The sequence below is a fragment of the Streptomyces sp. NPDC037401 genome, assembly GCF_055602345.1.
Genome location: NZ_JBVJWO010000002.1, coordinates 144859 through 159368 on the forward strand (window position 1 = coordinate 144859; position 14510 = coordinate 159368).

13 protein-coding genes and 5 tRNA genes are annotated in these 14510 nt (G+C 69.7%); 5 read left to right on the forward strand and 13 right to left on the reverse strand.

Going from position 1 to position 14510, the window contains the following annotated elements:
- Nucleotides 1–71: 71 nt before the first annotated feature.
- The 4 genes from ACZ7H1_RS02200 to leuC all read right to left on the reverse strand — a co-directional run bounded on the left by ACZ7H1_RS02200 (nucleotide 72) and on the right by leuC (nucleotide 3286).
- Nucleotides 72–746: an HU family DNA-binding protein gene (locus ACZ7H1_RS02200; protein WP_470782946.1), complete on the reverse strand. Its 675-nt coding sequence runs from the start codon at nucleotides 744–746 to the stop codon at nucleotides 72–74.
- Nucleotides 747–889: 143 nt separating this feature from the next.
- Nucleotides 890–1117 carry an SCO5555 family protein gene (locus tag ACZ7H1_RS02205; protein WP_470782947.1) on the reverse strand — a complete coding sequence of 76 codons (228 nt, stop codon included), beginning with the start codon at nucleotides 1115–1117 and terminating at the stop codon, nucleotides 890–892.
- Between the two features lie 136 nt (nucleotides 1118–1253).
- A complete protein-coding gene (leuD, locus tag ACZ7H1_RS02210; RefSeq protein WP_470782948.1) occupies nucleotides 1254–1847 on the reverse strand; it encodes a 3-isopropylmalate dehydratase small subunit in 594 nt (197 codons plus the stop codon).
- Between the two features lie 5 nt (nucleotides 1848–1852).
- Nucleotides 1853–3286, reverse strand: coding sequence for a 3-isopropylmalate dehydratase large subunit (leuC, locus tag ACZ7H1_RS02215; RefSeq protein ID WP_470782950.1), 1434 nt, complete (start codon nucleotides 3284–3286; stop codon nucleotides 1853–1855).
- A 141-nt stretch (nucleotides 3287–3427) separates the two neighbouring features.
- On the opposite strand from leuC, the gene ndgR reads away from it, so the two are divergent.
- Nucleotides 3428–4144 carry an IclR family transcriptional regulator NdgR gene (gene ndgR / locus ACZ7H1_RS02220; protein ID WP_037837458.1) on the forward strand — a complete coding sequence of 239 codons (717 nt, stop codon included), beginning with the start codon at nucleotides 3428–3430 and terminating at the stop codon, nucleotides 4142–4144.
- A gap of 169 nt (nucleotides 4145–4313) precedes the next feature.
- Here the strand turns inward: ndgR and ACZ7H1_RS02225 are convergent.
- From ACZ7H1_RS02225 to ACZ7H1_RS02265, 9 genes are all read right to left on the reverse strand, one after another.
- A tRNA-Glu gene (locus tag ACZ7H1_RS02225) sits at nucleotides 4314–4386 on the reverse strand.
- Nucleotides 4387–4413: 27 nt separating this feature from the next.
- Nucleotides 4414–4485, reverse strand: a tRNA-Gln gene (locus ACZ7H1_RS02230).
- Nucleotides 4486–4509: 24 nt separating this feature from the next.
- Nucleotides 4510–4582: transfer RNA gene (locus tag ACZ7H1_RS02235), tRNA-Glu, on the reverse strand.
- Nucleotides 4583–4643: 61 nt separating this feature from the next.
- Nucleotides 4644–4716 (reverse strand) — tRNA-Glu (locus tag ACZ7H1_RS02240).
- 27 nt (nucleotides 4717–4743) lie between these two features.
- A tRNA-Gln gene (locus ACZ7H1_RS02245) sits at nucleotides 4744–4815 on the reverse strand.
- Nucleotides 4816–4901: 86 nt separating this feature from the next.
- Entirely contained in the window at nucleotides 4902–5630 is a 729-nt protein-coding gene (locus ACZ7H1_RS02250) for an HAD family hydrolase (RefSeq protein ID WP_470782952.1), read from the reverse strand.
- 146 nt (nucleotides 5631–5776) lie between these two features.
- The gene (gene gltX, locus ACZ7H1_RS02255) at nucleotides 5777–7252 is read right to left on the reverse strand and encodes a glutamate--tRNA ligase (RefSeq protein ID WP_470782953.1); all 1476 of its coding nucleotides are present in this window, start codon (nucleotides 7250–7252) and stop codon (nucleotides 5777–5779) included.
- Entirely contained in the window at nucleotides 7245–8039 is a 795-nt protein-coding gene (locus ACZ7H1_RS02260) for a fumarylacetoacetate hydrolase family protein (protein WP_470782954.1), read from the reverse strand. Before ACZ7H1_RS02260 ends, gltX begins: the two co-directional genes overlap by 8 nt.
- Before the next feature lie 95 nt (nucleotides 8040–8134).
- Nucleotides 8135–8320, reverse strand: coding sequence for a hypothetical protein (locus ACZ7H1_RS02265; protein ID WP_470782956.1), 186 nt, complete (start codon nucleotides 8318–8320; stop codon nucleotides 8135–8137).
- A gap of 573 nt (nucleotides 8321–8893) precedes the next feature.
- Here ACZ7H1_RS02265 and ACZ7H1_RS02270 point away from each other — a divergent pair.
- The 4 genes from ACZ7H1_RS02270 (at nucleotide 8894) to ACZ7H1_RS02285 (ending at nucleotide 14240) form a co-directional block, all read left to right on the forward strand.
- The gene (locus ACZ7H1_RS02270) at nucleotides 8894–12712 is read left to right on the forward strand and encodes a sensor histidine kinase (RefSeq protein ID WP_470782957.1); all 3819 of its coding nucleotides are present in this window, start codon (nucleotides 8894–8896) and stop codon (nucleotides 12710–12712) included.
- Nucleotides 12713–12721: 9 nt separating this feature from the next.
- Nucleotides 12722–13135 (forward strand): roadblock/LC7 domain-containing protein, encoded by a 414-nt coding sequence (locus ACZ7H1_RS02275; RefSeq protein ID WP_470783171.1) that lies wholly within the window; start codon nucleotides 12722–12724, stop codon nucleotides 13133–13135.
- A gap of 147 nt (nucleotides 13136–13282) precedes the next feature.
- Nucleotides 13283–13678, forward strand: coding sequence for a DUF742 domain-containing protein (locus ACZ7H1_RS02280; protein ID WP_470782958.1), 396 nt, complete (start codon nucleotides 13283–13285; stop codon nucleotides 13676–13678).
- Entirely contained in the window at nucleotides 13659–14240 is a 582-nt protein-coding gene (locus ACZ7H1_RS02285; RefSeq protein WP_470782959.1) for a GTP-binding protein, read from the forward strand. Before ACZ7H1_RS02280 ends, ACZ7H1_RS02285 begins: the two co-directional genes overlap by 20 nt.
- The last annotated feature ends 270 nt before the right edge of the window (nucleotides 14241–14510 follow it).

Consider the following 14510-nt stretch of genomic DNA (forward strand, 5'->3'; position numbering starts at 1 on the left):
TCGGGACACGGCGCGGGCCGGTATCCCCAGGAGAGGGACACCGGCCCGGCGCGTGAAGGGTGCGGCCGCCGTTACTTCTTGCGGGCGGTCGTCTTCTTGGCAGTGGTCTTGCGCGCCGTCGTCTTCTTGGCGGGCGCCTTCTTCGCGACGGCCTTCTTGGCGGGCGCGGTCTTCTTGGCGGTGGTCTTCTTGGCCGCCGTCTTCGCCGGTGCCGCCTTCTTGGCCGCGGCGGTCTTCTTCACTGCGGCCGTGGTGGTCTTCTTGGCCGCGGCGGCAGTGGTCTTCTTGACCGCGGTCTTCTTCGCGGCCGCCGTGGTCTTCTTGGCCGCGGCGGTCGTCTTCTTGGCCGCCGCCTTCTTGGCGGTGGTGGCCTTCTTCGCCGCGGCCTTCTTGACAGTGGCCGAGGCGCCGCCGGTCAGGCTGCCCTTGGGGGCCTTCTTGACGGCCACCTCGTCGCCCTTGGGGAGCTTCTTGGTGCCGCTGACCAGGTCCTTGAAGCCCTGGCCGGCGCGGAAGCGGGGCACGGAGGTCTTCTTGACCCGGACGCGCTCACCCGTCTGCGGGTTGCGGGCGTAACGGGCCGGACGGTCGACCTTTTCGAACGAGCCGAAGCCCGTGACCGAGACCCGGTCGCCCGCGACGACTGCGCGGACCATCGCGTCGAGTACCGCGTCGACAGCGTCCGCGGCCTGCTGGCGGCCGCCGAGCTTGTCGGCGATCGCTTCTACGAGCTGCGCCTTGTTCACGTCTTCCCCTTCGGAGACATTGCCAGAACGAATGTGTTCAAGCTTTTTCGCACGTTAGGCGGATATATACCGCAAATCAAACACGAAACGGGCTAATCACCCTAGTGCCGCAACGATGTGGACCGTTGCGGAGTTCCTTCGCATCAGTCGCCTTCAGGGAATCGACCCTCGTCGAGGTCCTTCATCAACCTGTCCAGGCGCCTTGCCGCATCGGCGAGATCGTGCTTCGCCGCGGCCGTGACGACCAACAGCTTCCGGGACAGCGTCATCCTTACGCCCTCCGGGACTTGCAGTGAGCGCACCCTTGCGTGTGCTTCTTTCAACCGGTCCGCGACGAGCTCGTAGAGCTCGAGTTGACTGTCGCGTTCCATGCACAGATTGTGCCATCTGGGGCGAGTTGTCGCCTCACGGGGCCTCAACATACGACTGTGCCCCCTGCTTGAAGCAGGGGGCACAGTGTTCGTTCAGCGATCACCAAGTGGCGAATAAGCGCTGATCAGGCCGGAATCACGCCTGAATCGTGCTCGGCTTGAAGGACGGCCGGGCGCTTTCGTACGTGGAGATGTCGGCTTCGTTCTGAAGGGTGAGGGAGATGTCGTCCAGCCCCTCCAGCAGTCGCCAGCGGGCGTTCTCGTCGAGTTCGAACTCCGCCTCGATTCCGGCCGCGCGAACCCGGCGGTCCACGAGGTCGACGGTGATCTCGGCGTTCGGGTCGGCCTCGGTCAGCTCCCACAGCCGGTCCACGGTCTCCTGCGGCAGGACCACGGTGAGCAGACCGTTCTTCAGCGAATTGCCGCGGAAGATGTCGGCGAAGCGCGAGGAGATGACGGTCTTGAAGCCGAAGTTCTGGAGCGCCCAGACGGCGTGCTCGCGAGAGGATCCGGTGCCGAAGTCGGGGCCGGCGACCAGGACGGTCGCGCCCTGGCGCTCGGGGCGGTTCAGCACGAACTCCGCGTCCTTGCGCCAGGCCTCGAAGAGCCCGTCCTCGAACCCGTCCCGGGTGATCTTCTTGAGCCAGTGGGCCGGGATGATCTGGTCGGTGTCGACGTTGCTGCGGCGCAGCGGGACGGCCCGGCCGGTGTGCGTGGTGAAGGCTTCCATGACTCTCAGACTCCTGCGGGGGCGGGAACTTCGGACGCACCGGCCAGATCGGCGGGCGAGGCCAGGTGGCCCAGGACCGCGGTGGCGGCGGCCACCTGGGGGGAGACCAGGTGGGTACGGCCGCCCTTGCCCTGGCGCCCCTCGAAGTTACGGTTCGACGTGGACGCGGAGCGCTCACCGGGGGCCAGTTGGTCGGGGTTCATGCCCAGACACATCGAGCAGCCCGCGTGCCGCCATTCGGCGCCGGCCTCCTTGAAGACCTTGTCCAGGCCCTCCTCGACGGCCTGGAGCGCGACCCGGACGGAGCCCGGGACGATCAGCATCCGTACGCCGTCGGCGACTTTGCGGCCCTCGACGATCCCGGCGACCGCGCGCAGGTCCTCGATGCGGCCGTTGGTGCAGGAACCTACGAAGACGGTGTCGACCTTGATGTCGCGCAGCGGCTGTCCGGCGGTCAACCCCATGTATTCCAGGGCCTTTTCGGCGGCCAGGCGCTCCGAAGCGTCCTCGTACGAAGCCGGGTCGGGGACGTCGGCCGACAGCGGCGCGCCCTGGCCCGGGTTGGTGCCCCAGGTGACGAACGGCGACAGCGAGGCGCCGTCGATGACGACCTCCGCGTCGAAGACCGCGTCCTCGTCGGTGTGCAGGGTCTTCCAGTACGCGACGGCCGCGTCCCAGTCCGCTCCCGCGGGCGCGTGGTCGCGGCCTTCCAGGTAGTCGAAGGTGGTCTGGTCCGGGGCGATCATGCCCGCCCGGGCACCGGCCTCGATCGACATGTTGCAGATGGTCATGCGGGCTTCCATCGACAGCTTCTCGATGGCCTCGCCGCGGTACTCCAGGATGTAGCCCTGGCCGCCGCCGGTGCCGATCTTGGCGATGATCGCCAGGATCAGGTCCTTGGCGGTGACGCCCTCGGCCAGCTCTCCGGTCACCGTGATCGCCATGGTCTTCGGGCGGGCCAGCGGCAGCGTCTGCGTGGCGAGCACGTGCTCGACCTGGCTGGTGCCGATGCCGAAGGCCAGCGCACCGAAGGCGCCGTGGGTGGAGGTGTGGGAGTCACCGCAGACCACGGTGGTGCCGGGCTGCGTCAGTCCCAGCTGCGGTCCCACCACGTGGACGACACCCTGCTCGACGTCGCCCAGCGAGTGCAGCCGGACGCCGAACTCGGCGCAGTTCCTGCGCAGCGTCTCCAGCTGCATGCGGGAGACCGGGTCCGCGATCGGCTTGTCGATGTCGAGCGTGGGGGTGTTGTGGTCCTCGGTCGCGATGGTGAGGTCGAGGCGCCGCACCTTGCGGCCGTTCTGCCGCAGCCCCTCGAAGGCCTGCGGGCTGGTCACCTCGTGCAGCAGGTGCAGATCGATGAAGAGCAGGTCGGGCTCGCCTTCGGCGCGCCGGACGACATGGTCGTCCCAGACCTTCTCCGCGAGTGTCCTACCCATCGCCTTCCCTCCGGCCAGCGGCTTCTGCCGGCGCTTGTCGAGACTCTGAACCCACTGGTTCGTGGGCCCGTACATACAGACTGGCGGCTTCTTGGAAAAATTGAACTTGCGTTTCACAGTGTGAGACATGAATATCGTTGCATGGACAACTCTAGCGGCGTCGGCGTTCTCGACAAGGCAGCTCTGGTATTGAGCGCACTGGAGTCCGGTCCGGCCACCCTCGCCGGGCTGGTCGCGGCGACAGGGCTCGCACGACCCACGGCACATCGCCTGGCCGTGGCACTGGAACACCACCGGATGGTGGCGAGGGACATGCAGGGCCGGTTCATCCTCGGCCCGCGGCTTGCGGAGCTCGCCGCGGCGGCGGGCGAGGACCGGCTCCTGGCCACGGCGGGACCGGTACTCACCCACCTGCGCGACGTCACCGGCGAGAGCGCGCAGCTCTACCGCCGGCAGGGCGACATGCGCATCTGCGTGGCGGCCGCCGAGCGGCTGTCCGGTCTACGGGACACGGTTCCGGTCGGCTCCACGCTCCCCATGAAGGCCGGCTCGGCCGCGCAGATCCTGATGGCCTGGGAAGAGCCCGAGCGGCTCCACCGCGGCCTGCAGGGCGCGCGCTTCACGGCCACGGCCCTGTCCGGCGTACGGCGCCGCGGCTGGGCCCAGTCGATCGGCGAGCGGGAGCCCGGTGTGGCCTCCGTCTCGGCGCCCGTGCGCGGGCCTTCGAACCGCGTGGTCGCCGCCGTGTCGGTCTCCGGGCCGATCGAGCGCCTGACGCGCCACCCGGGCCGGATGCACGCCCAGGCGGTCATCGACGCCGCCGCACGCCTCTCGGAGGCCCTCCGCCGCTCCGGCTGACCGGTTTCCGGCCCGCCACCCACTCCCCCGGGCCCGGGGGCGCCTACGACGCCGCACACGTCCGAACAGGCGCCTTCGGGCCCGCACTTGCTCCCGGACCCGGGAACACGGGAACCCGGGAACACGAAAGAGGCCCTCCGCGATGATCGCGGAGGGCCTCTTCTGTGCGTACCCCCGACCGGATTCGAACCGGCGCTACCGCCTTGAGAGGGCGGCGTGCTAGGCCGCTACACAACGGGGGCATGCCTCACAGCTTTCGCTGCACTGCGCTGGGCTACCAGGACTCGAACCTAGAACAAAGGAACCAGAAACCTTCGTGTTGCCAATTACACCATAGCCCAAAGTGGTCTAAACCAGACCAACAGTACCCCCGACCGGATTCGAACCGGCGCTACCGCCTTGAGAGGGCGGCGTGCTAGGCCGCTACACAACGGGGGCCCTAGCGATCCTGCATCAAGACGTACGGGAGCTACCCAGGACACCTCGCGGGAAGGATCTGTACCCCCGACCGGATTCGAACCGGCGCTACCGCCTTGAGAGGGCGGCGTGCTAGGCCGCTACACAACGGGGGCAAAGCACTGCGTTACTGCTGCACTGCGCTGGGGTACCAGGACTCGAACCTAGAATAAGGGAACCAGAAACCCTCGTGTTGCCAATTACACTATACCCCACTGAAAGTCAAGACCTTGTCGGTACTTTCTTTCGAGTGGCGCCTCCGTCCGGCCTTTCGGCCCGCTCCGGCGGCGCAGAAAGAACATTACCGGATGCCTGACCGTGCTCCAAAACGGGTATCCCCTGCCAGCAGATCCGGGAGCCCGTCGAGGCCGGAGATGCGGTGCACGCCGGCGGGACCGTCCCCGCGGCCGCCGTCCCGGTCGAGCCAGACCGCCAGCAGCCCCGCGTCGCGCGCCCCGCGCGCGTCGATCTCCGGCTGGTCGCCCACGTACGCCACCTCGCCCGGCGGCAGCCGCATCGCCTCGCAGGCGGCCAGGAACGCACCTTCCTCGGGCTTGCTGATCCCCAGTTCGACGGCGCAGACCAGCACCTCGAACCGGTCGCGCAGCCCGAGGTCGCGCAGTTTGGGGTCCTGGTTGGCGGTGGAGGAGTTGGAGAGAACCCCGTGCCGGTAGCCCTGCGCGAGGGCGTCGAGGGCGGGCACGACGTCGGGGAAGACGCTCCAGGCGGACTTGTAGTGCACGACGTACCGGTCGAACCACGCGTCGGCCTCGTCCTCGGTCATCCCGGGCTCTCCGAGGAACTCCCGTACGCGGTCCCGGCGCTGCCCCTGGAAGGTGCCCTCGCCGGCGGCGAAGCGCTCCCAGTGGCGGTCGGTGATCTCCCGCCACAGGGCGAGCGCCTGCGCGGGCGTGCCGTAGCGCTCCGCGATCCGCTCGGCTTCGAGCTGCCGGGCCAGACCGGCGGCGTCGGCCCCCGTGTAGTCGAAGAGGGTGTCGTCGATGTCCCACAGCACGGCGCGGATCGGCATGGGCCGAGCCTACGCCGGGCGCCGCGCCCGCGGGGGCGGTACGGGAAGACCGGCGGCCGGGTAACGCCGCAGGGGGCGGCGGCCGGTGGTCCGGCCGCCGCCCCCTGCGGGACGTACAGGTCGCCTGGTGCGCCGCCGCGGACGGCTCAGGCGGCGAGCTTGGCCAGCGCCGCGTCGATGCGGGCGAGCGACTTCTCCTTGCCCAGGATCTCCAGGGACTCGAAGAGCGGCAGGCCGACCGTGCGGCCGGTGACGGCCACGCGGACGGGGGCCTGGGCCTTGCCGAGCTTGAGTCCGTGGGCCTCGCCGGCGGTCAGGACGGCCTGCTTGAGGGACTCCGGGTCCGACCAGTCGGCGGCGTCCAGATTGGCGCGCGCGGTGGTCAGCAGGGCCGCGGGCTCGCCCTTCATGGCCTTGTCCCAGGACGCCTGGTCCTCGACGGGCTCCTTGCGGAAGAGGAAGTCGACGTTGGCGGTGATGTCCGACAGGACGGTCACGCGCGTCTGGGCGTGGGGCGCGATGCGCGCCCAGGCCTCGGCGTCGAACTCCTCGGGCTCCCAGTTGGCGTGCGGGGCCTGCAGCCACGGGGTGCAGGCGTCCGCGAAGGCCTTCGGGTCCAGGAGGCGGATGTGGTCGGCGTTGATCGACTCGGCCTTCTTCAGGTCGAAGCGCGCCGGGTTGGCGTTCACGCCGTCGATGTCGAACTTCGCCACCATCTCCTCGATCGAGAAGACGTCCTGGTCCTTGGAGAACGACCAGCCCAGCAGCGAGAGGTAGTTGAGCAGCCCCTCGGGCAGGAAGCCGCGCTCGCGGTACAGGTTGAGCGAGGACTCGGGGTCGCGCTTGGAGAGCTTCTTGTTGCCCTCGCCCATGACGTACGGGAGGTGGCCGAAGGACGGGATCTGCTGCGCGATACCCAGCTCGATCAGCGCCTTGTACAGGGCGATCTGGCGGGGGGTGGAGGAGAGCAGGTCCTCGCCGCGCAGGACGTGCGTGATCTCCATCAGCGCGTCGTCCACCGGGTTCACCAGGGTGTACAGCGGGGCGCCGTTGGCCCGGACGATGCCGTAGTCCGGCACGTTCTCCGGGGTGAAGGTGAGCTCGCCGCGGACCAGGTCGGTGAAGGTGATCGGCTCGTCGGGCATGCGGAAGCGGACGATGGAGGTCCGTCCCTCGGCCTCGTACGCGGCCTTCTGCTCCTCGGTCACCACGCGGCACGTGCCGTCGTAGCCGGAGGCCCGGCCCTCGCGGCGGGCGAGCTCGCGGCGCTCGTCGAGCTCCTCCGCGGTGCAGTAGCAGTGGTACGCGTACCCGCCGTCGATCAGCTTCTTGGCGACGTCGGCGTAGACGTCCATCCGCTGGGACTGGCGGTACGGAGCGTGCGGGCCGCCGACCTCGGGGCCCTCGTCCCAGGTGAAGCCGAGCCAGCGCAGCGAGTCGAGCAGCTGGACGTACGACTCCTCGGAGTCGCGCGCCGCGTCGGTGTCCTCGATGCGGAAGACGAACGCACCGCCGTGGTGGCGGGCGAACGCCCAGTTGAAGAGGGCGGTGCGGACCAGGCCCACGTGGGGGTTGCCGGTCGGTGAGGGACAGAAACGTACGCGGACGTTCGCGTTAGCCACGCTTGATCACCTTGTTGGTGAGAGTGCCGATGCCTTCGATGGTGACGGCGACCTCGTCGCCGACGTTGAGGGGGCCGACCCCTGCCGGGGTGCCCGTGAGGATGACGTCGCCCGGGAGCAGCGTCATGGCCTCGGAGATGTGCACGACCAGGTCCTCGACCGACCGGACCATGTCGCTGGTGCGGCCGAGCTGGCGCTGTTCGCCGTTGACCGTGCACTGGATCGTGAGGTCGCCGGGGTCGAGGTCGGTCTCGATCCAGGGGCCGAGCGGGCAGGCGCTGTCGAAGCCCTTGGCCCGGGCCCACTGCTTCTCGCGCCGCTGGACGTCGCGCGCGGTGACGTCGTTGGCGCAGGTGTAGCCGAGGATCACTTCCTTGACGCGCTCGCGGGGGACCTCGCGGCACATCCGGCCGATGACCACGGCCAGCTCGGCCTCGTGGTGCAGCTCCTGCGAGAAGGAGGGGTAGGTGATCGGGTCACCGGAGCCGACGACGGAGGTCGAGGGCTTGAAGAACGTGATCGGGGCCTCGGGACGGCCTTGATCGTCGACGATGGCGTTGCCGAGCTCCGCCGCGTGCTCCGCATAGTTGCGGCCGATGGCCACGACCTTGTTGGGGAGCACGGGCGGCAGCAGGCGGACCTTGTTCAGCGGGACCTTCGTGCCCGAGAGCTCGAAGTCCGCGAACGGGATGCCCTTGATGATGTCGAGGACGAGCTCGTCTTGGGCAGTGCCCTCTACGGCGCCGAAGGCGACATTGCCGTCGATGGAGAACCTGGCGATGCGCACGTGTTGCGTCTGCCCCTCTGTTTCCGCTGGCTGGAGTCTGCGCTCCAGGCTAACGCGGCGGGCCTGACGCTTGGCGTTCCTTCGGGGTGCGGTGGCTACTGCGCGGCGGTGCCGGCGGGCGCGACCATGAGGACCGTACGGCGCGGGTTTGCGGTCTGGGTGGGCAGCTCGACGGCGTGCTCCGGGGCCTCGACGGCCTGCAGCTCCTCGGCGTCCTTCAGGTGCGCGAGGGTGGTGCGGCGCGGGTTGGCTATGTTGCGGAACATCATCGTCGTCTTCATCGCTGTCTCGGAACCCTGTCGGTCACGGGCACCCGAGGGCGCCGGTTGTCGGATGACTCATCCATGTAAACAGCAAGGCTAAACATCGAAATCCCCGCGGAACCAAGGAAGTAATGGCTCCGAGTATGTGAGTTTGCTCACGAGCTGCCAGGCATTACCGACATTACGGACAGGCGCTTTGACCCGAAGAAACGGACATTGCGCCACTGAATGCTCCATTCCGCTCCTGATCATCTCGACTGGGACACCCGGGGGGCGTAAGTGATTCATAAACTAAAGTCCGTTTTCTCCTGGAACACCTTCGACGTCGCGTAGCACTCCCGTCACAAGGGGTCACGGATCACGGGGTGCGGTACTCGCACCTTGTTGGAGATCCGGCACTGTGCTGGAATTCCGGGGACCGCCGCGGGATTCAGCCGGCGCGCAGAGGGCGCAACGCAGCGCCGGGCGGCGGTATCGGAAGGGGAGAAGCGCCGGTCACCGACGACCACCATGGGGCTCGTTAGTGCCCCACGACTCGACACCGTTCCGCCGTTCACCGGTGGAACGCCTGGTCCAGAGGTTGCGACGCTAGTGCAGGGACGATTCAAGAGGGATGGCAGCGCGGCGGCGGAGCAGGAGCCGCGCGGCGGGAACGACCGTGGCTCCTCGCCCCAGCACGCCCAGAACCGAGGGCCGGCCGCAGGCGGCCCGGGTGCCGCCCCCGCGGGCGAGCCCGGTGCTCAGGTGAAGGCCAAGGGCAAGGGCAAGGGCAAGACCGCCAAGGCCAAGGCCGGCAAGAGCAGCGACCAGGGGCAGGACCAGGCGATACCCGTCGCCGCGGCTCCCCAGGGCCCCGGCTCCCGCCTCGCTCTCCAGAACTGGCGCATCAGCACGCGACTCGTGTCGCTGCTCGCCCTGCCGGTCGTCGCCGCCACCTCGCTCGGTGGCTTCCGTATCAACGAGTCGATGACCGACATCCAGCAGCTCGAGCACATGCAGCTGCTGACCACGATGACGAAGCAGGCGACCGCGCTGGCCTCCGCGCTCCAGGAGGAGCGCGACAAGTCCGCGGGCCCGCTGAAGAACAACAAGAACAAGCCCAACAGCCTCGTCGACGGCGTTCGCAAGAACACCACCGACTCGGCGACCGCCTTCCTCGAGGCCACGCAGAACATCGACGAGCAGGACCAGAACGACGAGACGCTCGAGTCGATCCGGTCCAACGTCCTCCAGATCAGCCAGCAGCTGATGACGATCGAGGACATCCGGAAGAACGCCTATCAGAACGGCGCTCAGCAGACCGTCTCCGAGTACAACCAGCTGATCCAGTCGCTGCTCAGCCTCTCCCAGGACATGGCCCAGGCCACCTCCAGCCCGGAGATGATCAAGCGCACCCGTGCCCTGGCCGCGTTCTCCGCCGCCAAGGAGTACGCCTCGATGCAGCGCGCGGTCATCGCCGCCGCGCTGCCCGAGTCCAACAGCAAGCCCGGCACCCTCACGGAGAACGACCGCCTCTACGCGCTCGCCGCGCTCAAGAGCGAGGGCCAGGCCCGCAAGACCTTCGACCTCGTCTACCAGGGCAAGGCCGAGGAGCTCACGGAGACCCTCAACGACGGCCACGCCGAGATCTCCAGCGCCGAGCACTACGCGCGCCGCATCCTCGGCACCCAGGGCCAGTTCGCCAAGGAGAAGAACCGCTCCTGGATGGACTGGTACGACCAGGCCGACACCAAGCTCGCGGCCATGAAGACCATCGAGCTCTCGCTGCTCGACGACATGGACCAGGAAGCCCGCCGGCTCAAGAGCGAGGCCCAGCGCGACGCCATCATCAACGGTGCGCTGATCCTCCTCGTCCTCGGCGTCTCGCTCGTCGGCGCCTTCGTGGTGGCCCGCTCGATGATCCGCTCGCTGAAGCGGCTGCAGGACACGGCGACCCGGGTCGCCCAGGACCGCCTGCCCGAGCTCGTCAAGCAGCTCTCCGAGACCGACCCGCAGGACGTGGACACGTCCGTGGAGTCGGTCGGTGTCCACTCGCGCGACGAGATCGGCCAGGTGGCCGCGGCCTTCGACGACGTGCACCGCGAGGCCGTCCGCCTCGCCGCCGAGCAGGCCCTCCTCCGGGGCAACGTCAACGCGATGTTCACCAACCTCTCGCGCCGCTCCCAGGGTCTTATCCAGCGCCAGCTCTCGCTCATCTCCGAGCTGGAGTCCCGCGAGGCCGACCCGGACCAGCTGTCCTCGCTCTTCAAGCTCGACCACCTCGCGACCCGCATGCGCCGTAACGGCGAAAACCTCCTCGTCCTCGCGGGTGAGGAGCCCGGCCGCCGGTGGACCCGCCCGGTCCCGCTGGTCGACGTCCTGCGTGCCGCCGCCTCCGAGGTGGAGCAGTACGAGCGCATCGAACTCGCCTCGGTGCCCGGCACCGAGGTCGCCGGCCGCGTCGTCAACGACCTCGTGCACCTCCTCGCCGAGCTGCTGGAGAACGCCACGTCGTTCTCCTCCCCGCAGACCAAGGTCAAGGTGACCGGTCACGCGCTGCCTGACGGCCGCGTGCTGGTCGAGATCCACGACACCGGCATCGGCCTCTCCCCCGAGGACCTCGCCGCGATCAACGAGCGGCTCGCCTCGCCGCCCACCGTGGACGTCTCCGTCTCCCGCCGCATGGGCCTGTTCGTGGTCGGCCGCCTGTCCCTGCGACACGGCATCCGCATCCAGCTGCGCCCGTCCGACTCGGGCGGTACGACGGCCCTCGTCATGCTCCCCGTCGACGTGGCCCAGGGCGGCAAGAAGCCGGGCCCCGTGCCCGGTGCCCCGGGTGCCGGACAGCAGGCTCCGGGCCAGGCGCCCGGCCAGCAGGGCGGCGGTGCCCGGCCGAACGCCGGAGCGATGCCGCAGGGCGGCGGCCTGCTCGCGGGCGGCCCCCAGCGCAGCCAGGTCGCCGGCGGCGGTCAGCGCGCCGCGCTTCCCGGCCGCGACGGTGCCGGTCAGCGCGGTCAGCAGCAGGGCGGCCGGCAGCAGGGTCCGGGCCAGGGCCAGTCGCAGGCCCCCAACGCCTTCGGTGCCGGCGCCCCGATGGGCTCCCGTGGTCCGCAGGGCGGCCCGCAGGGTGCTCCGCAGGGCCGGCCGGCTCCGGCACAGCCCGCCCGCGGCCAGCAGGGTCCGGGGCAGCAGGGTCCGGGCCGGCAAGACGGCGCCCGTGGTCAGCAGCAGGGCCAGCCCGGTCAGGGTCAGGGTCAGCAGGGCGGTTTCCCGCAGGGCACCGGCTTCGAGCGCCCGCAGCAGAACCCGGCCGCGCCCGCCGCGCCCACCCGTCCCGCGGCTCCGGCCGCACCGGTCCGGGCCGACGCGGGCGAGCTGCCCGGCGCGCCGCGGCCGCAGCTGCCTCCCCGCGGCGGCGCCCGCCCCGAGCTGCCCGGCATGCCGCAGGCCGCCAGCTGGGGTGCGGACCAGGCGGCCGGCCGCGGCGGCCAGGACGTGCCGCGCGGTCACGACGAGCGCCAGGGCCCCGGCTCCACCGCCGAGTTCGCCCGGCCGGACTTCAACGCGCCGACGCCGCAGGGCCCCGGCGCCGCGGACCCGTCCCAGACGGGGCAGTTCGCCCGTCCGGAGCTGCCGCAGCAGCACCTCGGCTCCACCACCGGCCAGTTCCCGCGCCCGCAGTTCCCGGCCGCCCAGGACCCGGCTGCCACCGCTCAGTTCGAGCGGCCCGACTTCCAGGCCCCGCGGCCCGGCGGCCCGGGTGTCGGCGGCTACGGACAGCCCCAGGGCCAGCCGTATCCGCAGCAGCAGCACCAGACCGGCGAGTTCCCCGTACCGGGTGCGCGTCCCGAGGCGCCGCGCCTGCCGCAGGCCCACCAGCCCGAGGCGCTGCCCCCGGCCTCCGGCCCGGTCGACGGCCGCACGCCGCTCTTCGACAACCTCGAGTCGAACTGGTACCAGAGCGACGCCGGCCAGCCCGGCCAGCAGAACCCCTCGGTACCGCAGCAGCCGCAGCAGTACCAGCAGCCGAACGCCCCGGCCCCGCAGCCGCCCCAGCGGCCCCTCCCGCAGCGCGCTCAGGAGCGTGCCGCGGACCCGCTGACGGCCACGGGCGCGACGCCGACGGTGAGCTGGCGCAGCTCCCCCAACGACGAGCTGATGAAGCAGGCCGAGCGGGTGCGTCAGCCCGCAGCGGGCGGCATCACCACCTCGGGCCTGCCCCGCCGGGTCCCGCGGGCCAACCTCGTCGCGGGCACCGCTCAGCAGCAGTCGGACGCCCAGTCCGGACCCCAGGTCTCGCGTGCGCCCGACGACGTGCGCGGACGACTCACCAACCTCCGCCGCGGTATCCAGCAGGGTCGCCAGGCGGGCAACAGCGGCCCGGCCACCGGCAGTTACCGCACCGGCCCCACTCACCAGCAGGAGCGTTAGTTGAGTTCCATGAGCCAGGCGGCACAGAACCTGAACTGGCTGATCACCAATTTCGTGGACAACACCCCTGGGGTGTCCCACACCGTGGTGGTCTCCGCCGACGGCCTCCTTCTGGCGATGTCCGAAGGTTTCCCGCGTGACCGCGCCGATCAGCTGGCGGCCGTGGCCTCCGGTCTGACCTCGCTGACCGCAGGCGCCTCCCGCATCTTCGAGGGCGGCCACGTCAACCAGACCGTGGTCGAGATGGACCGGGGATTCCTCTTCCTCATGTCCGTCTCGGACGGCTCCTCGCTGGCCGTGCTCGCGCACCCCGAGTGCGACATCGGCCTCGTGGGCTACGAGATGGCCCTCCTCGTGGACCGCGCGGGCAGTGTCCTCACCCCGGACCTGCGCGCCGAACTGCAAGGCAGTCTCCTCAGCTGAACCGCCACTCCCCTGGCCGGGCGGTACTCCCGGCCAGGGGACCGGGGCGTACCCGGATTCCCAGTACCACCGTCAGGCCGTACCCCCGTCCCCCCACCGGCCCCGTAGGACGGCAGGCTGACCACTGCTGTCCAGCCCGGAGGATCAATGACCCCGCCCCCCGCCTTTCCCGATGCGTACGGCGACCAGTCGTACGCGGAAGGCGACCAGCCGCTGGTACGTCCCTACGCCATGACCGGTGGCCGGACCCGGCCGCGCTACCAGCTCGCCATCGAGGCGCTGGTCAGCACCACGGCCGACCCGGCGCACCTGTCGACACTGCTTCCCGAGCACCAGCGCATCTGCACGCTGTGCCGTGAGGTGAAGTCCGTCGCCGAGGTGTCGGCACTGCTTCAGATGCCGCTCGGCGTCGCCCGGATCCTCGTCGCCGACCTGGCGGAGGCCGGGATGGTGGCCATCCACCAGCCGGGCAACGGAGAGGCCGGCGGAACGCCGGATGTAACGCTCCTCGAAAGGGTGCTCAGTGGCCTTCGGAACATCTAGCGGTGGAGCGGCTCGCTCCACCACCTCCGCGAAGATCGTGGTGGCGGGCGGCTTCGGCGTGGGCAAGACCACGTTCGTCGGCGCCGTCTCCGAGATCAACCCGCTGCGCACCGAAGCCGTCATGACATCCGCATCCGCCGGAATCGACGACCTCACCCACACCGGTGACAAGACGACCACCACGGTCGCCATGGACTTCGGCCGCATCACCCTCGACCAGGACCTCATCCTCTACCTGTTCGGCACCCCCGGACAGGACCGCTTCTGGTTCATGTGGGACGACCTCGTCCGCGGCGCCATCGGCGCCGTCGTCCTCGTCGACACCCGCCGCCTCGCCGACTGCTTCCCCGCCGTCGACTACTTCGAAAACAGCGGCCTCCCCTTCGTCATCGCCCTCAACGGCTTCGACGGATACCAGCCGTACACCCCCGAAGAAGTCCGCGAAGCACTCCAGATCGGCCCCGACGCACCCATCATCACCACCGACGCCCGCCACCGCGCCGACGCCAAGAGCGCCCTCATCACGCTCGTCGAACACGCACTCATGGCCCGGCTGAAGTAGCGGCGGTGCCGCCGACTCCGGGGCGGGCTGTGTCCTCTGACACGGCCCGCCCTTTTGTTCATAACGTTTCGACAGAGAATTGGCGCGAGTTGGACACCCCGTGCGTTCGCCCGGTGTCGCTGCGCGCACGACAGCCCCGGCTTTTGCCGCAGCTCGCTCTTTATGTCCGTTTTACGTGTGGCATAAGGCTCTTGGAACGGCCGGATTCAACTGTTTGGAACACGGACGTTACCCGTGCTGGAATTCAACGAACTAGCTAGTAGCACCGCC

What these genes read in the sequence shown, in the direction of transcription:
- ACZ7H1_RS02205 (WP_470782947.1), bottom strand. Translation starts at nt 1,117, where the DNA reads ATGGAACGCGACAGTCAACTCGAGCTCTACGAGCTCGTCGCGGACCGG.
- leuD (WP_470782948.1), bottom strand. Translation starts at nt 1,847, where the DNA reads ATGGAAGCCTTCACCACGCACACCGGCCGGGCCGTCCCGCTGCGCCGC.
- leuC (WP_470782950.1), bottom strand. Translation starts at nt 3,286, where the DNA reads ATGGGTAGGACACTCGCGGAGAAGGTCTGGGACGACCATGTCGTCCGG.
- ndgR (WP_037837458.1), top strand. Translation starts at nt 3,428, where the DNA reads ATGGACAACTCTAGCGGCGTCGGCGTTCTCGACAAGGCAGCTCTGGTA.
- ACZ7H1_RS02250 (WP_470782952.1), bottom strand. Translation starts at nt 5,630, where the DNA reads ATGCCGATCCGCGCCGTGCTGTGGGACATCGACGACACCCTCTTCGAC.
- ACZ7H1_RS02265 (WP_470782956.1), bottom strand. Translation starts at nt 8,320, where the DNA reads ATGAAGACGACGATGATGTTCCGCAACATAGCCAACCCGCGCCGCACC.
- ACZ7H1_RS02275 (WP_470783171.1), top strand. Translation starts at nt 12,722, where the DNA reads ATGAGCCAGGCGGCACAGAACCTGAACTGGCTGATCACCAATTTCGTG.
- ACZ7H1_RS02280 (WP_470782958.1), top strand. Translation starts at nt 13,283, where the DNA reads ATGACCCCGCCCCCCGCCTTTCCCGATGCGTACGGCGACCAGTCGTAC.